The following is a 15,078-nucleotide window of genomic DNA, read 5'->3' on the forward strand; positions in this document are numbered from 1 at the left end:
CCCGGGGTTGGCTCGGCCGGGCTCTGCCGCTATAATCGCCCGCTTACCTCGCCATCCTGGCGACTGGGCAATAGGAAAAACACCATGGTCAAGATTCGACTGACCCGCGGCGGCGCCAAGAAGCGTCCGTTCTACCACATCATCGTCACCGACGTGCGCAGCGCGCGCGACGGCCGCAACATCGAGCGCGTTGGCTTCTACAACCCGGTTGCCCAGGGCGCCGAGAAGCGCATCGAGCTGGACCTGGCCCGCGTTGACCATTGGGTCAAGAACGGCGCCCAGCCGACCGACAAGGTCCGCAACCTGATCAAGGAAGCGACCAAGTCCCAGGCCGCTGCGGCCTGATCCTGACGGGCCACGCTTCGGCGTGGCCCTCTTGGTTGAAGCAGATGAAAGATATCGAGCGCCGCATCCTGCTGGGCAGGGTTGTCGGCGCTTTTGGTGTGCGCGGCGAAATCAAGCTCGAGTCCTGGACCGAGCCACGTTCCGCCATTTTCCGTTACCAGCCGTGGATCGTGCGCAGCCCGTCCGGCGTGGAAACCACGATTGAAGGTGTGCGTGGCCGCGACAGCGGCAAGCACCTGGTCGCCCGTTTCCCCGGCGTCGAGGACCGCGATACCGTCGAAGCGATGCACGGCACCGAGATCTACGTGGCCCGCAGTGCATTGCCGCCACCGAAGCCCGATGAGTACTACTGGGTGGACCTGGAAGGCCTGGACGTGAAGACCACCGAGGGCGTTGCCCTGGGCCAGGTCTCGCACCTGTTCAGCACCGGAGCCAACGACGTGGTGGTGGTCCGCGGTGACCGCGAGCGGATGATTCCGTTCGTGCAGCCGGACTTCGTCAAGTCGGTCGACTTCGAGGCCAACCTGGTCGTGGTCGACTGGGATCCCGAGTTCTGAGCGTGAGCATGCGTTTCGACGTCATCACCCTGTTCCCCGAGTTCCTCGCCCAGTCCGCCGGACTGGGCGTGGTCGGGCGCGCGCAGGAGAAGGGGCTGTTCAGCCTGCACGGCTGGAACCCCCGTGATTACGCCGAAGGCAACTACCGCCGCGTGGACGACCGTCCGTTCGGTGGTGGCCCGGGCATGGTGATGCTGATCGAGCCGTTGCAGGCCTGCCTGCAGGCGATCCGTGAGGCCGATCCGACCCCGGCGCGGGTGATCTACCTCAGCCCGCAGGGGGCGCCGCTGACCCAGGCCAAGGTGCGGGAACTGGCGGCGCTGCCGCGCGTGGTCCTGCTCTGCGGCCGCTACGAGGGCATCGACGAGCGTTTCCTGGAGGCCAATGTCGACGAGGAGATCTCCCTCGGCGACTACGTGCTGTCCGGGGGGGAACTGGGCGCGGCGGTGATCATCGACGCCGTGGCCCGCCTGCAGGACGGTGCCCTGAACGACGCCGAATCGGCGGCGCAGGACAGCTTCGAGGGCGACCTCGGCCTGCTCGACTGCCCGCATTACAGCCAGCCGGCCCAGCACCCGCTGGGTGACGTGCCGGACGTGCTGCGCTCGGGCAACCACGCGGCCATCGCCGCTTGGCGCCGCCAGCAGTCGCTGCTCCGGACCGCCGAGCGGCGCCCGGACCTGCTGGATGAACAGGCACTGGACAAGGCCGACCGCAAACTGCTGGAGCAGGGCCGTCAGGCCCGGAACCAGAAGGCCAGCCCCTAGCGCAGGGTCGGCTTTATCGGCTATCATGGCCAATTACCGTCGACCCTGGTCGGCGCGCGCAGTACCCAAAACAAACGTGCAGCACAGTCCGGTGACTGCATGAGCCTACGTTGTCGATACGACACGCCCACCCGAACAAGAATCGGTGTAACCCATGAGCAAGCTGAACAAGTCCATCGTCGCGGAATTCGAATCCGCCCAGATCACCCGTGAACTGCCGAAGTTCAGCCAGGGCGACACCGTTGTCGTCAACGTGAAGGTGAAGGAAGGCAGCCGCGAGCGCGTGCAGGCCTACGAAGGCGTCGTCATCGCCACCAAGAACGCCGGCCTGAACTCCTCGTTCACCGTCCGCAAGATCTCGCACGGCTACGGCGTCGAGCGCGTTTTCCAGACCCACAGCGCCATCATCGACTCGGTCGAAGTGAAGCGTCGTGGTAAGGTCCGCGCCGGCAAGCTGTACTACCTGCGTGGCCTGGAAGGCAAGGCTGCCCGCATCAAGGAAGACCTGGCTGCCGCTGCTGCCGCCAAGGCTGCCCGTCTGGCCGACAAGGCCTGATAAACAACTTCGGTTGTTGCCGCGACGGCCACCTTCGGGTGGCCGTTTGCGTTTCCGGCATCGCATCGGCCACGATCAGGTGATGAACGACATCAACCTTCGCTATCCGGCCGTGATCCAGTCGGCGTTGCGCTTTCTCGACGGCAAGGGGCTGGCACGCGTGCAATCGGCGCCGTTGCTGCATCGCCTGTTGTGGCGCCTGGGCATCGCACTGCCGCCACCGATCCTGGCCGGCTTTGGCACCAACGCGTTGGTGCAGGGCCTGCTGTTCGGGCTGTTCTGGACCGCGCTGATGTGGCTGATGCTGTGGCAGGGCAGCGAACGTCCGCTGGTGCTGTTGCTGGTGGCCGATCTGGTGGCCGGCGCGCTGTTCGGCCTTGTGATGGCGGCGCTGATGCGCTCGCTGCGCCGCCACCGCAAGCTGCCGGATTGGCGCCAGTTCCGGGCGCGGCAGGCGGACTGAGCCGATGGCGCACTGCGCCGTGACCGACGGCTACGGGCCGCGCTAGGCTGCCGCATCATCCCGATGCCCGTACCGTGCGATGCCTGCCAAGCGAACCGCACCCACCGCTGCGCCCACCCTGCTGTCCGGTGGCAACCCGCAGATCGCCAAGGGCGAGGGCGATGCCCCGGTGCGGGCGTACATCGCCGCCATGCCGGACTGGAAACGCCCGATTGGCGCGCGACTGGATGCCCTGATCGAACGGGCCGTACCCGGCGTGCACAAGGCGGTGAAGTGGAACTCGCCGATGTATGCGATGGCCGTCGGCGCGGGCTGGTTTCTCAGCTTCCATTGCTTCACCCGCTACATCAAGGTGGCCTTTTTCCGCGGCGCTGCACTGACGCCGCCGCCACCGGAGCCGTCCAGGAGCGGCGACACGCGCTACCTGCACATCCACGAATCCGGCCTGTTGGATGAAGCGCAGTTCCTGGACTGGGTGCGCCAGGCCGCCGCGTTGCCCGGCGAGCGCATGTAAGCCCACCGTTCTGATTCCTTTCCCGACGAGAACCGCTGATGGCCACGCACGCGCCGAACCCTGACGATGCCGGAACCCCGGCGACCGAACTGATCGATGCACGCATCGCCGAGCTGGGAGACTGGCGCGGCGAAACGCTGGCACGCGTGCGTGCATTGATCCATGAAGCGCTGCCGGACGTGCAGGAAGCCTGGAAGTGGCGCGGTACACCGGTGTGGGAGCACAACGGCATCCTGTGCACCGGCGAAACCTACAAGCAGGCAGTGAAACTGACCTTCGCCAACGGTGCGGCGCTGACCGATCCCAAAGGCCTGTTCAACGCCAGCCTGGAGGGCAACACGCGGCGTGCGATCGACATCCATGAAGGTGCGATGCCGGATGCCGCTGCGTTCAAGGCGCTGCTGCGCGCAGCGGCGGCGTTCAATGCGGCGAAGAAGAAACGGTAGAGCCGGCCGCTGGCCGGCTGTTGCGCGATGCTGCTGGAGAGGTGTGAGGTTGCCGGCCAGCGGCCGGCACTACCGTGGCGGTGCGGCATCCGGGTCGGCCACCGGCGACGGCGGACAGGCCGGAATCTCCGACGGCGTCGCCAGTTCTTCGGCATGCGAGGGCCTGCCCATCATCTTCGCCTTGCGCCAGCCGCCCCAGCGGTAATACGCCAGCGACAGCAGCATCGACACCAGCGAGCTGACCGGGAAGCTCCACCAGATTGCATCGGCGCCCCAGTACGGCTGCAGCAGTTCGGCGAACGGCACGCGCACGCCCCACAGCGAGCCGGCCAGGATCAGCAGTGGCGGAATCACCGCGCCGGTGGAGCGCACCACGCCGGAGATCACGAAGCTGACGCCGAAGAACAGGAACGAGCCGATCACCACATGGTTGAGGTGGCGGGCGATGTCCAGCGCCTGGCTGGCCGGCGGCAGGAACAGCGCCAGCAGCTGGCGATCGAACACAACCAACGGCAGGATCAGCGCGCCGGTCAGCAGGAAGTTGAACAGCACGCCCTGGCGTGCGGTACCGCGCACGCGGTCCCAGCGCTGCGCACCGACGTTCTGTGCGGCCATCGAAGAACACGCCGCACCGATCGCCATCGCCGGCATCTGCAGGTAGTTCCACAGCTGCAGGGACGCGCCGTAGCCCGCGCCGGTGTCGGTGCCGTACTGGTTGACCATGGTCATCAGCAGGATCACCGACAGCGAGATCAGCACCATCTGCAGGCCCATCGGCACGCCCTTGACCACCAGCGCCTTGAGGATGGTCATGTCGAGCTTGAACAGGCGCAGGTCGGCGCGGCCCAGCCACAGGGTGTGGCGCTTGTGCCGCATGTACAGCAGCAGGCCGGCCAGCGACAGCGTCTGCGCGACCAGCGTGGCCCAGGCCGAGCCGGCGATGCCCAGCGCGGGGAAGGGCCCCATGCCGAAGATCAGTACCGGGTTCAGCACGATGTCCAGTGCCACCGATACCATCAGGAAGCGGAACGGCGTGCGCGAATCACCGGCACCGCGCAGGGCGGCGGTGAGAAAGGCGAACGCGTACAGCGTCGGCATCGCCAGGAAGATGATCTGCAGGTAGGCCTCGGCCAATGGCAGCGAGGCGGCCGGGGTGCCCATCGCCGCCAGCAGCGGATGGGCCATGAACCAGCCGGCGATGGCGATGATCACCGACAGGCCGATGAAGAAGGTGGCACTGGTGCCGACCACGCGCCGCGCCTGCGCGATGTCGCGCGCGCCGATCGCCTGTCCGATCAGGATGGTCGAAGCCATGCCGAAGCCGAACACCGAGCCGATAAGGAAGAACATGATGTTGTTGGCGTTCGCGGTGGCGGTCAGTGCCGCCTCACCGAGGAAGCGCCCGACCCAGACCGCATTCACCGAACCGTTCAGCGACTGCGCGATGTTGCCTGCCAGGATCGGCAGGGAAAACAGCAGGAGATTGCGGCCGATCGGGCCGGAGGTCAGGTCAAGCGGCGCTTTGGCCATGGAGTGGTGATCGAATCCCGGGAGGCGCACACTAGCACCAAGCCGGTTTGCGGGATGTGGCAATGCATCAACGACTGCAGGTGAAGTGGAGCCTGGCGCTGGCCTTGATCAGCGTCGTACTGGCCGCATGTTCGACAGGTGACCGGCTGGGCGATACCCAGGTGCGGCCCACCGACCGGCCCGAGTGCCTGGTCGGCAGCCAGCGCCAGGATCTTTCTGCCGGCGTACCCACGCTGATCGGGGGCAGCGGCTGCCGCACCGACCCCGACAACCCGCGTCCCCTGAACAAGCGAACGGAGTAGTCCCTGCCGATGACCGAGCTTTCCCCGCTGCCGCCCAGTGTCCGACTGGACATCTGGCTGTGGGCGGCCCGTTTCTTCAAGACCCGCAGCCTGGCCAAGCAGGCCATCGAGACCGGCAAGGTCAGCGTGGCTGGGCAGCGCCCGAAATCCTCACGCGCGGTGCGCGTCGGCGAGCAGCTGCAGGTGGAACGCGGCGAGGAGCATTTCGAGATCCAGGTGCTGGGGCTGAGCGATCAGCGCGGGCCGGCGCCGGCGGCGCAGCAGCTGTATGCCGAGAGTGAGGCCTCCAGGGCCCGCCGCGCCGAGCAGCGGGCGCTGCGCATCGCCGCACGCGATGGTTTCCAGCCGCCGGAGCACAAGCCGGACAAACGCGCACGGCGGTTGATCCGCGCGCTCGGCGATATCGACGCGTTGTAAGTTGCAGGGCGCCAGACCGGGTCCGGCGCCCCCTTGGCTCAGCGCTTGCCGCCCAGCAGGCTGCCGCCGATCTTCAGCAGATCGCCCACGCCGAGCTGGCCGTCACCGTCCTGGTCCAGCACGCTGCCAAGCAGGCCGCCGGCAAGGCCGCCCTGTTGCTGCACCTGCTGCTTTTCCTGGCCGAGGGCCTGGCTGAGCGAGCCGGCATCGGCCTGGCCACCACCGAGGCGCTGGGCGAGGAAGGCCATCACGATCGGTGCGAGCATCTGCAGCAGCTGGCTGGTACGGCCGCTGTCGAGCTGGGTGGCCTGGGCCAGGCCGGTTTCCACCTTCTGCTGGCTGCCGCCGAAGATGTGGCCGAGGATGCCGGCACCGTCGCTGGCGGCGCCACCGCCACCGCCGCCCAGTACCGAGCCGAGCACGCTGCCCAGGTCCAGGCCGCTGTGGTTGTTCTGCAGTGCACCGAGCAGCGCCTGTGCGCCCTGCGGCTGCGAGGCGTTGTTGCCCAGCGCGCCCATCAGCACCGGTAGCGCGGCACTGATCGCACCGGAGGCCTGGGTATCGCTGATGCCGAGCTGCTGCGATACCTGCTGCAGCGGGGCGCCCTGCAATTTGGCGAGAAGTTCGTCGGTCAGGCTCATCTGCGGAATCCTTGATTGGGGTTGGGCGTGCAGAAGGTACGACGCAGACCGTTAAAACGGCGACGCCGCCTCACGGGGAGGCGGCGTGGCGTTCACGGGGCGGGGCGATCAGAGCTCGATGTCTTCGGCGCCCGGGGTCGCGGTGGGGAAGTCCGCTTCCGGCTGGGCCGGCTTGAACGGATCCGTCGGCTGGCTGGCCAGCGCCTTCAGCGCCGCGGCAACACCAGCGCCATAGGCCGGGTCGGCCTTGCTGCAGTTGTCGATGTGGCGCTGCTTGATGAAGTCCGGCGCATCGCCCAGGGCACGGGCGGTGTTGGCGAACAGTCGCTCCTTCTGTGCCTGGTTGTAGCTGCGGAACAGCGCACCGGGCTGGCTGAAGTAGTCGGCGTCGTCCTCACGGAAGTTCCAGAAGTCGGCGTCGCCGCGGATCTTCATCGGCGGTTCGCGGTACTGCGGCTGTTCCTGCCACTGGCCGTAGCTGTTGGGTTCGTAGTGCGGCAGGCCGCCGTAGTTGCCGTCCACGCGCATCGCACCGTCGCGGTGGTTGCTGTGCACCGGGCAGCGCGCCGCGTTCACCGGAATCTGGTGGTGGTTCACGCCCAGGCGGTAGCGCTGCGCATCGGAGTAGGCGAACAGGCGCGCCTGCAGCATCTTGTCCGGCGACGGGCCGATACCCGGCACCAGGTTGCTCGGCGCGAACGCTGACTGCTCCACGTCCTGGTACCAGTTGACCGGATTGCGGTTCAGTTCGAACTGGCCCACTTCGATCAGCGGGTAGTCGCTCTTCGGCCACACCTTGGTCAGGTCGAACGGATGGATGCGGTAGGTTTCCGCCTCCAGTTCCGGCATGACCTGGATGAACAGTTTCCACTTCGGGAAGTCGCCCTTCTCGATCGCGGCGAACAGGTCGCGGCCGTGGCTTTCGCGGTCATGGCCGACCAGGATCTGCGCCTGCGCGTCGGTCAGCGATTCGATGCCCTGCTGGCTGACGAAGTGGAACTTCACCCAGAAGCGCTCGCTGTCGGCGTTGGTGAAGCTGTAGGTGTGCGAGCCGAAACCGTGCATGTGGCGGAAGCTGCGCGGAATGCCGCGGTCGCTCATCACCACGGTCACCTGCAGCAGGGCTTCGGGCAGCAGCGTCCAGAAATCCCAGTTGTTGCGTGCGCTGCGCAGGTTGGTATGCGGGTCGCGCTTGACGGCCTTGTTGAGGTCGGCGAACTTGCGCGGGTCGCGCAGGAAGAACACCGGCGTGTTGTTGCCGACCAGGTCCCAATTGCCTTCTTCGGTGTAGAACTTCAGGGCGAAGCCGCGGATGTCACGCTCGGCGTCGGCGGCGCCACGCTCGCCGGCCACCGTGGTGAAGCGGGCGAACATCTCGGTCTGCTTGCCGACCTTCTCGAACAGCTTGGCGCGGGTGTACTTGCTGATGTCGTGAGTGACGGTGAAGGTGCCGAATGCGCCCGAGCCCTTGGCGTGCATGCGGCGCTCGGGAATGATCTCGCGGTTGAGGTTGGCCAGCTTTTCCAGCAGCCACACGTCTTCCATCAGCAGCGGGCCACGCGGGCCGGCGGTCTTGCTGTTCTGGTTGTCCACCACCGGTGCGCCGAAGGCCGTGGTCATCGGCGTGACCGGTTCATCGCCGTGCTTCTGCTTCGGGGTAGTGCTCAGCTCGCGTTGCTGCTGGGCGCCTTCCGCAGGCGACGGCGCGGTGTGATACGGACATTTCGGGCTGTTGTTATCGGACTGGCTCATGGCTGGCTCCTGCGGGTGAAGACGGGATGGAACATCTTCACTCGACTTTAGCTAGGGCCAGATGAAATGAATAATCGAATGATCCGCTCAGTTTGATAGTTTTTGTCAATTGAAACAAAGAATCAGATTTGCCGGATCTTTCGACAGGCCTCCCGCGTGGCGGCGGGAAGCCAGGGGTGCGTGCTGCGGTTACAGCAGTGCTTTCAGTCGGTACAGCGCTTCCAGTGCCTGCTTCGGCGTCAGTTCGTCCGGATCGATGGCGGCCAGTGCTTCCTGTGCCTTGTTCGACGGCGCCGCGAACAGGCCGAACTGCTGCGGTGCATCCAGTGCCTGCGGCGCCAGCTCGGCGGCATGGCTCTCACCGCCGCGCTGTTCCAGCTCGGCCAGTCGACGGCGCGCCTGCGCCACGGTGGCGCGCGGCAGGCCGGCCAGTGCGGCCACCTGCAGGCCGAAGCTGCGGTTGGCCGGGCCGTCCTTAACAGCGTGCATGAACACCAGCGCTTCACCGTGCTCGACGGCATCCAGGTGCACGTTGGCGATGCCGCTGCGGCCGCCCTCGTGCTGCTCGTCGGCCAGCGCGGTCAGCTCGAAGTAGTGGGTGGCGAACAGCGTGTAGCAGCGGTTCTGGTAGGCCAGGTGGCGGGCCACCGCGTCGGCCAGCGCCAGGCCGTCGTAGGTGGACGTGCCACGGCCGATTTCGTCCATCAGCACCAGCGAATGCGCGGTGGCGTGGTGCAGGATGTAGCTGGTCTCGGCCATCTCGACCATGAAGGTCGACTGCCCGCGGGCGAGGTCGTCACCGGCGCCGATGCGGGTCAGGATGCGGTCGATCGGGCCGATCAGCGCCCGGCTGGCCGGCACGAAGCTGCCGATGTGGGCCAGCAGCACGATCAGCGCGTTCTGCCGCATGTAGGTCGATTTACCACCCATGTTCGGACCGGTGATGACCAGCATGCGGCGGTCCGGATGCAGATCCAGATCGTTGGGTTCGAACGGCTGCTCGCGCACCGCCTCGACCACCGGATGGCGGCCACGCTCGATCTTCAGGCACGGTGCCGTTTCAAGTTCCGGTCGCGACCAGTCCAGCGCCTGCGCGCGTTCGGCGAAGGCGGCCAGCACGTCCAGTTCGCTCAGCGCGGCGGCGCACTGCTTCAGCGGTTCCAGCTGCGCGCCGAGGGTATCCAGCAGCTGCTCGTACAGGTACTTCTCGCGCGACAGCGAACGGTCGCGCGCGGACAGCACCTTGTCCTCGAATGCCTTCAGTTCTTCGGTGATGTAACGCTCGGCATTGGTCAGCGTCTGGCGGCGGGTGTAGTGCACCGGCGCGCGATCGGACTGGCCCTTGCTGATTTCGATGTAGTAGCCGTGCACGCGGTTGTAGCCCACCTTCAGGGTGGGAATGCCGCTGCTCTCGCGCTCGCGCAGTTCCAGGTCAACCAGGAACTGGTCGGCATGGGTGGACAGGCGGCGCAGCTCGTCCAGCTCTTCATCGAAGCCATCGGCCAGCACGCCGCCGTCGCTCAGCTTCAGTGGCGGCATTTCGGCGATGGCGCTGGCCAGCAGCTGTGCGCACGCGTCGTGCTCGCCCAAGGCGGCATGCAGTGCCTGCAGGCGCGGTGAATCCAGCGGCGCCAGCACTTCGCGCACCGCCGGCAGCAGGCCCAGGCCATCGCGCAGGGTGGAGAAATCACGCGGGCGCGCCGAACGCAGTGCGACGCGGGTCAGGATGCGTTCCAGGTCGCCGAGGCGGCGGAACTGTTCGCGGATGTCGGCATCGCTGCCGTGATCGATCAGGGTTTCCACCGCATGGTGGCGCTGTACCAGCACCTCGCGCAGGCGCAGCGGGCGGTGCAGCCACCGGCGCAGCAGGCGCCCGCCCATTGGCGTCACCGTGCTGTCGAGCACGCCCAGCAGGGTATTGCGGGTATCGCCGTCGACGCGCGTATCCAGTTCCAGGTGGCGGCGGGTGGCGGCGTTCATCGCGATCGCCTCGGCGGCGGTTTCCATCGCGATCGAGGTCAGGTGCGGCAGGCGCTGCTTCTGGGTTTCCTCGACATAACCGAGCAGGGCGCCGGCGGCGGCGGTGGCACGTGGCTTGTCATCGATACCGAAGCCGCTCAGATCGTGCAGCTTGAAGAAGTTCAGCAGCTGGCGGCGGCCGCTGTCCGCGTCGAACAGCCACGGCGCACGGCGGCGCACGCCGGTGCGGTGGCGCAGGAAGTCGGGCCAGTTCTCCTCGTCGGGCACCAGCAGCTCGGCCGGTTCCAGTCGGGCCAGTTCGGCTTCCAGCGCGTCGTCGGTCTCGACTTCATTGACCAGGAAGCGGCCACCGGCCAGGTCGGCCCAGGCCAAGCCGTAGCCTTGCTTCGTGCGCGACAGCGCCATCAGCAGGGTGTCGCGGCGTTCGTCCAGCAGCGCTTCGTCGGTGACGGTGCCGGGGGTGACGATGCGCACCACCTTGCGTTCGACCAGGCCCTTGGCCAGCGCCGGGTCGCCGATCTGCTCGCAGATCGCCACCGACTCGCCCAGCGCCACCAACCGCGCCAGGTAGCCTTCATAGGCATGTACCGGCACGCCGGCCATCGGAATCGGCGCGCCGCCGGAGCTGCCACGCTGGGTCAGGGTGATGTCGAGCAGGCGCGCGGCCTTGCGCGCATCGTCGTAGAACAGCTCGTAGAAGTCGCCCATGCGGAAGAACAGCAGCAGGTCCGGATACTCGGACTTGGCTGCGAAGAACTGCTTCATCAGCGGGGTGTGTTCGGCGGACTTTTCTTTGGACATGGGGCTCGTGAATCCGGGGCGTCCGTTCGCGCCGGAGGGCAGCGGCAACGGAGCGGGTACAGGGCCGTCCATGGTAACTGCTGGGGCACAGGGCTGCCGCCACCGGTGGCAGGCGGGTACCGCACAGCCACGGGGTCAGGCCGGGACCAGGGTGATCTGCCGGTGGCTGGCGAAGATATCCATCACGATCTCGAAGTAGGTTGGGCCCTCGCCCCGTTGCAGGGCGTCCAGCTGGCGCGAAATGGTCCGCGTGTTGAAGGTGCCCGGGGCTTCCAGCTTGGACTGCAGCCACTGGCATGTGGTAGTTCGTCCCAGTGCGGCGCGGCTGTGCTCGATATCACTCCAGATCACCGTGGCCCGCTCATGGCCGGCCAACACGCCATGGACGCCATGCAGCAGATCATCCAGGGCGTCCAGGCTTGGCCCGAGCTGCCAGTCCTCGCCGGGCATGAACACGCGGTTGATCTCCGCGTACAGGCTGGGGATGTCGTGAATGGCACAGCCTTCGATCTGCAGGATGAGCGACATATGTCGACTGTAGCGTTGTTCCCTGTGCATTGGACATGGCTGAGCGCCGGATGCTTTGCGGACCCATGCTGGGGTTTGGCAAACTACTTTGCTGAGTCAAAGTGCTCGGCACTCCCGTCGTGGCGCGCGCCGGTTTGCAGGGAAGAAAACGACGTGACCCATCGCCAATAGCAGGGCCATCAGCTGGTAGAGAGTTCGCCCGAAGTCTTCTTCTTCATTGATTGGTGCCATCGGCAGCAGGACCCCCTCGGGCGCGTTCAACTTCCACTGTCAATGATGACTGGCTGGGTGATGGAAATAGATTCTCCTCCTGTATCATCGGCAAGAAAGGTCTGGGAAATTGTTTCTGGGATGGTCAGTAAGTTTGTATCTGCATCTCCGGTGCGATGGGGGTTGTTTGATCTGTCCCCGTTGTGAGCAGGGTGAGGTGTTGAAAGCTCAAGTAAAGGAGCGCGGCGTTCAGATATTTGTCTGCGACGAGTGCGATGCCGTGTGGTTCTCCTTCGCTGCTATAGGGGTCTCTCCGTTCAGAGACCTTGAGCGGTATCTCGAGGAAATTTCCGTCGCGCGGTCCTGGGAGTCAATTTCCGTGGACAGGCATGAGTAGAAAGTACGCAGTTTCCATGCACTCCTCGACCGTATTGCCTCAGCGCAGCGCGTGGGTCAGTGCAGCGTGGGGTGACCTTCCCGTCTCCCACTTCCAGAGCGACGAAAATCTCAATGGCTGCGGTTTTATTGACTTGAAGGTCAATAAGTGGGAGATCAGTGGCAGTCGATTGCAATGGGGTCTGGACCCCTTCATCAGGGTTGAAATACTCAAGGGTCGGGGCCCTGCGATGGCAGATGCCAGATTGCAGCCCTGACGGTAGTCGCGAAGCAGCGCGTTGTTCCTCTGGACAGGAGGGTGCCGGGATCGATGGGCTTCATCCTCCCCCTCCGTCCATCAAGTGACGGTTTCTGCGGTCACGACTCGCAAGCGCTGCGTGATGACTGCGATTGATGTGCTCGTGCATTGATATGCCCGGCAGGAATAACCACCTCCATTAAGTGTTTCCTTCACACCTGTCTGCACAGTTCCATAGATTTGGATCGATACAATAATATCGACCCATAAAGTTTCCCTGTGCTGCGCCGCCATCGATCGTACGGCCATGATCAAGGGAATTGAGATGCTCGCCTTACGCAACCTCCGAGTGGGATCCCGGCTGGGTGCCGGGTTTGGATTGCTGCTGCTGTTCATCGTGGCCATCGTTGGCCTGGCGCTGTACGGAAATCACCTGAAGTCCGCCCAGTTCGAGAAAGTGGTGGACGTCAACATGGTGAAGATGCGGCTGTTGAACGACATGCTGGATACCAACAACGCGGTGTTGATGCACCGCCGCCTGATGGTGATCAAGCGCGGCGAGGATTTTGACAGGGATTATCAGAAGGCGCAGGAGCTGTCGCAGACCTACGACGGTATCTGGGCCAGGTACATCAGGATTCCGCGCGACGCGACCGGCGATACCCTGGTGGCGAAAATCGACGCGGCACGCAAGGCCACCGACGCCTCCACCCGGCATCTTCACGAGCGCATGAAGGCCGGGGATTTCGACGGCGCGGCCAAGGAACTGCTTGCCGAGCAGGGGCTGGCAACCGCGTGGAACGAAGCGATCTGGACCCTGCTGCGGCATCAGGAGACACTGACCGAGCGCAGCCGCGAGGAATACCGTTCAACCGAATCCTGGACCGGCACGCTGTCGATCGTGTTCGGCGTGTTGAGCCTGGTACTGGGCTCGCTGGCCGCGTGGGCCATCACCCGCAGCCTGACCCGCCCGCTGGAAGGCGCGGTGAAGCTGGCCGACGGCATCGCCAATGGGCGGCTGGACAACAGCATTGACGCCTCCGGCAACGATGAGGTCACGCAGCTGCTCAGGTCGATGCAGCGCATGCAGGCGCAGTTGCAGTCGGTGATGGCGGCGCAGGGCGAGTTGGCCCGCCAGCACGATGCGGGCAGCCTCAGCTATCGCATGGACGAGAGTGCCTTCCCTGGTGACTACGGGCGCATGGTGCACGAGACCAACGCGCTGGTCGGCTCACACGTGCAGGTACAGAACCGGCTGATCGAAGTGATGAAGCATTACGCCCGTGGCGACCTGTCGGTGGACATGGATCCGCTGCCGGGCGAGAAGGCGGCGATCACCCAGGCAATGGACGAGACCAAGACCAGCCTGTCGGCGATCAACAGCGAGATCCGCCGGCTGGCGACGGCCGCGGCGGCGGGCGACTTCAGCCTGCGCGGCGATGAAGATCGCTTCGCCTACGATTTCCGCGACATGGTGGCCGGGCTCAATCGCCTGATGCAGACCACCGACCAGAACCTGGTGCAGGTGTCGAGCCTGCTGCAGGCGATCTCGCGCGGTGACCTCACCGTACGCATGCAGGGCGACTTCCACGGCGTGTTCGCCCGCATGCGCGATGACTGCAATGCCACCGTCGATCAGCTCAAGCAGATCGTCGGGCGCATCCAGGCCAGCGCGTCCAGCATCAATCTGGCGGCAGGCGAAATCGCCTCGGGCAACACCGATCTGTCGCGGCGCACCGAGCAGCAGGCGGCGAACCTGGAAGAGACGGCGGCGTCGATGGAGGAACTGACCTCCACCGTGAAGCAGAACGCCGAGCACGCCCGCCAGGCCAACCAGCTCGCCATCGGTGCGCACGGTGTCGCCTCGCAGGGCGGCGAGGTGGTCGGCCAGGTGGTCACCACGATGTCGGCCATCGAAGCCTCGTCGAAGAAGATCGCCGAGATCATCTCGGTCATCGACGGCATTGCCTTCCAGACCAACATCCTGGCGCTGAATGCCGCAGTGGAAGCCGCCCGTGCCGGCGAGCAGGGCAGGGGCTTTGCGGTGGTGGCCAGTGAGGTGCGCACGCTGGCACAGCGCTCGGCCGGTGCGGCCAAGGAGATCAAGGGGCTGATCGAGGATTCGGTTGGCAAGGTCGCCGATGGATCGGCCCTGGTCCGACAGGCAGGCACCACGATGGGCGAGATCGTTGCTTCCGTGCAGCGCGTGACCGACATCATGGCCGATATCTCTGCTGCCTCGCAGGAGCAGAGCTCGGGCATCGAACAGGTGAACCAGGCGGTGGTGCAGATGGACGAGACCACGCAGCAGAATGCGGCACTGGTGGAAGAGGCCAGTGCTGCGGCGCGTTCCATGGAGGAGCAGGCGAACCTGCTGGCCGAGGCGGTTTCGGTGTTCCGCACCGGCGCGGTAACGGCGGCTGCAGCCGTGCGTCCGGCCCTGGCTGCGGTGGCCGCGAAGGTCACCCCGGTGCGCAGGGCGGCAACGCTGTCGCCGCGCATCGAGCCGACACTGGCGGCCAATGCCGGGGGGTGGGAAGAGTTCTAGCAGAGGGCAATGCCGGCAAGGAGACGGCGCCCATCACGCTGGCTGATCGTGATGGGCGCGGATTTTCTTCCTGAACGCGCGATGGCC

General features: G+C 65.7%; 15 protein-coding genes. 10 read left to right on the forward strand and 5 right to left on the reverse strand.

Going from position 1 to position 15,078, the window contains the following annotated elements; genetic code table 11:
* Positions 1-84: 84 nt before the first annotated feature.
* The 7 genes from rpsP to AC5P7I_RS06430 all read left to right on the forward strand — a co-directional run bounded on the left by rpsP (position 85) and on the right by AC5P7I_RS06430 (position 3,648).
* On the forward strand, positions 85-345 hold the full coding sequence (gene rpsP, locus AC5P7I_RS06400; RefSeq protein WP_005415733.1) for a 30S ribosomal protein S16: 261 nt from the start codon (positions 85-87) through the stop codon (positions 343-345).
* Between the two features lie 44 nt (positions 346-389).
* Positions 390-902 (forward strand): ribosome maturation factor RimM, encoded by a 513-nt coding sequence (rimM, locus tag AC5P7I_RS06405; protein WP_010483256.1) that lies wholly within the window; start codon positions 390-392, stop codon positions 900-902.
* A gap of 8 nt (positions 903-910) precedes the next feature.
* On the forward strand, positions 911-1,669 hold the full coding sequence (gene trmD, locus AC5P7I_RS06410) for a tRNA (guanosine(37)-N1)-methyltransferase TrmD (protein WP_262088420.1): 759 nt from the start codon (positions 911-913) through the stop codon (positions 1,667-1,669).
* A gap of 154 nt (positions 1,670-1,823) precedes the next feature.
* Positions 1,824-2,225 carry a 50S ribosomal protein L19 gene (rplS, locus tag AC5P7I_RS06415; RefSeq protein WP_005415736.1) on the forward strand — a complete coding sequence of 134 codons (402 nt, stop codon included), beginning with the start codon at positions 1,824-1,826 and terminating at the stop codon, positions 2,223-2,225.
* A gap of 82 nt (positions 2,226-2,307) precedes the next feature.
* Positions 2,308-2,688: a DUF6404 family protein gene (locus tag AC5P7I_RS06420; protein WP_164077111.1), complete on the forward strand. Its 381-nt coding sequence runs from the start codon at positions 2,308-2,310 to the stop codon at positions 2,686-2,688.
* A 79-nt stretch (positions 2,689-2,767) separates the two neighbouring features.
* Positions 2,768-3,202 (forward strand): DUF1801 domain-containing protein, encoded by a 435-nt coding sequence (locus AC5P7I_RS06425; RefSeq protein ID WP_164077110.1) that lies wholly within the window; start codon positions 2,768-2,770, stop codon positions 3,200-3,202.
* A gap of 38 nt (positions 3,203-3,240) precedes the next feature.
* The gene (locus AC5P7I_RS06430) at positions 3,241-3,648 is read left to right on the forward strand and encodes a DUF1801 domain-containing protein (protein ID WP_164077109.1); all 408 of its coding nucleotides are present in this window, start codon (positions 3,241-3,243) and stop codon (positions 3,646-3,648) included.
* 69 nt (positions 3,649-3,717) lie between these two features.
* Here the strand turns inward: AC5P7I_RS06430 and AC5P7I_RS06435 are convergent, their stop codons facing one another.
* Entirely contained in the window at positions 3,718-5,178 is a 1,461-nt protein-coding gene (locus AC5P7I_RS06435; RefSeq protein WP_262088382.1) for an MATE family efflux transporter, read from the reverse strand.
* 62 nt (positions 5,179-5,240) lie between these two features.
* On the opposite strand from AC5P7I_RS06435, the gene AC5P7I_RS06440 reads away from it, so the two are divergent.
* Both AC5P7I_RS06440 and AC5P7I_RS06445 read left to right on the forward strand, forming a co-directional pair.
* Positions 5,241-5,480, forward strand: coding sequence for a hypothetical protein (locus AC5P7I_RS06440; RefSeq protein WP_014646407.1), 240 nt, complete (start codon positions 5,241-5,243; stop codon positions 5,478-5,480).
* A 9-nt stretch (positions 5,481-5,489) separates the two neighbouring features.
* The gene (locus tag AC5P7I_RS06445) at positions 5,490-5,897 is read left to right on the forward strand and encodes an RNA-binding S4 domain-containing protein (RefSeq protein WP_069117404.1); all 408 of its coding nucleotides are present in this window, start codon (positions 5,490-5,492) and stop codon (positions 5,895-5,897) included.
* 38 nt (positions 5,898-5,935) lie between these two features.
* Here AC5P7I_RS06445 and AC5P7I_RS06450 read toward each other — a convergent pair whose 3' ends face one another.
* From AC5P7I_RS06450 to AC5P7I_RS06465, 4 genes are all read right to left on the reverse strand, one after another.
* Positions 5,936-6,538 (reverse strand): DUF937 domain-containing protein, encoded by a 603-nt coding sequence (locus AC5P7I_RS06450; protein ID WP_046429556.1) that lies wholly within the window; start codon positions 6,536-6,538, stop codon positions 5,936-5,938.
* 108 nt (positions 6,539-6,646) lie between these two features.
* Positions 6,647-8,290 carry a catalase gene (locus AC5P7I_RS06455; RefSeq protein ID WP_049441489.1) on the reverse strand — a complete coding sequence of 548 codons (1,644 nt, stop codon included), beginning with the start codon at positions 8,288-8,290 and terminating at the stop codon, positions 6,647-6,649.
* A 189-nt stretch (positions 8,291-8,479) separates the two neighbouring features.
* Positions 8,480-11,071 (reverse strand): DNA mismatch repair protein MutS, encoded by a 2,592-nt coding sequence (gene mutS, locus AC5P7I_RS06460; protein ID WP_262088383.1) that lies wholly within the window; start codon positions 11,069-11,071, stop codon positions 8,480-8,482.
* A gap of 135 nt (positions 11,072-11,206) precedes the next feature.
* The gene (locus AC5P7I_RS06465; protein WP_262088384.1) at positions 11,207-11,599 is read right to left on the reverse strand and encodes a barstar family protein; all 393 of its coding nucleotides are present in this window, start codon (positions 11,597-11,599) and stop codon (positions 11,207-11,209) included.
* 1,169 nt (positions 11,600-12,768) lie between these two features.
* Between AC5P7I_RS06465 and AC5P7I_RS06470 the strand changes: the two genes are divergently transcribed.
* Positions 12,769-14,991, forward strand: a complete 2,223-nt coding sequence (locus tag AC5P7I_RS06470; protein ID WP_262088385.1) for a methyl-accepting chemotaxis protein — start codon at positions 12,769-12,771, stop codon at positions 14,989-14,991.
* The last annotated feature ends 87 nt before the right edge of the window (positions 14,992-15,078 follow it).

Source organism: Stenotrophomonas sp. YJH_SMC_138, from assembly GCF_059369855.1.